Source organism: Leifsonia sp. NPDC058248, assembly GCF_042881905.1.
In the GTDB taxonomy this organism is placed as follows: Bacteria; Actinomycetota; Actinomycetes; order Actinomycetales; family Microbacteriaceae; genus Leifsonia.
On sequence record NZ_JBHVXB010000026.1, the window covers coordinates 1 to 1322 of the forward strand.

Consider the following 1322-nt stretch of genomic DNA (forward strand, 5'->3'; position numbering starts at 1 on the left):
GCCCTGGACCGCATCCAGGCTGAACGCGAGCGTGTTCGTGAGACTGAGCGCCTTGAGCGTCAGGCAGCCGCTACGGCTCGTGTCGAACTTCGTCAGCAGGTAGCAGCTCAGCGAGAGGCCACGCGTGAGCGCATCGCGCTCATCCGCTCTGAGGCGCTTGCACAGCGGGAGTCTCTCCAGACTGGCATAGCTGCACAGCAGCAGATCATCACGCAGACCCGCGACCGTATGCGGGACCTACAGCGGCAGATGACCGCCACCAACAGCAGCACTCAGAACTTTTTCGGGCGGACTGAAACCAGCTTGAAGAAGCTGGGAACGAACTTCGAGAATATCGGTAACTCCATTACGGAGACCGGAAACATTCTGGCTACCAAGTTCCTTGGCCCCCTAGCTATGGCTGGTGGCCTGCTTACCGGTGTAGGTGTGAAGTCCGCTGACAGCCTGATCCTTGGACAGCTCGGCCTTATGGGCTCCAACGTATCTGCGAAAGACTCGGCCGCAGCTCTTGCCAAGATCCGCAAGTATGGCGTTGATACCCCCTTTTCCATCGAAGACATGCAGTCCTACATGACCAAGTACATTCGGTCACTGTTTTCTCACGAAGAGGACTCACAGTCTAAGGACCCCGGGAAGCGCACGGCAGCCGGCAAGCGAGCCTCTGATAAGGCGGCCGACATCGTAATGATGATCGGTGACAATGCGGCGAAGGCTGGAAACCTGGACCCTGCGCTTGTCTCACGTGCCATGTACGCCATTGACATGATTCTGGACCTTGAGCGCGTTCCGACAAAGAATTTGAAGCAATTCACTTCTGCGGCCGGTATCCCCGTTCAGGAACTTGCTCAGCTCATGGGCTACCAGGACAAGATGGTTAAGGGCAAGGACGGGCAGCCAACTAAGCACACCGCCGCGGCTCAGATTCTTGAAATCATGGCTAAGGCCAAGGAGACTGGTGGCCTCCAGGGCCCCGAGATGATTCAGGCCCTTCTCGATAACTGGCGGGGGTCCGATACTCAGGGATACGCCTCAAAGGTCACGTCTGCCACGATTACGGGCCGCCTCCAGCAAATGAAGGAAGGCGCCCAGGTCGGTCTAGGAAACCTCTTCGCTAAGACCAATCCCGAAACCGGGCTGGTGGAGTACACCGGTCTCGGTGAGCGCATCATGGGCAAGAAGACCACCAAGAAGGATCATTGGGGCCAGGAGACCACCACTTATGAAGGCGGCTTCCTGAACGACTTCCAGGACATGGCGAAGGAGTACGCGCCAAAGATACCAATCTTCCTGGATAAGTTCTTTGATGCCGTCGAGTCCTTCAC

General features: G+C 57.3%; 1 protein-coding gene. It reads left to right on the top strand.

Annotation, left to right across the window (positions count from 1 at the left end):
* Positions 1–1322 (top strand): hypothetical protein (locus ACFVV5_RS19145; protein WP_387247291.1); only part of this gene is annotated, 1322 nt, incomplete at both ends.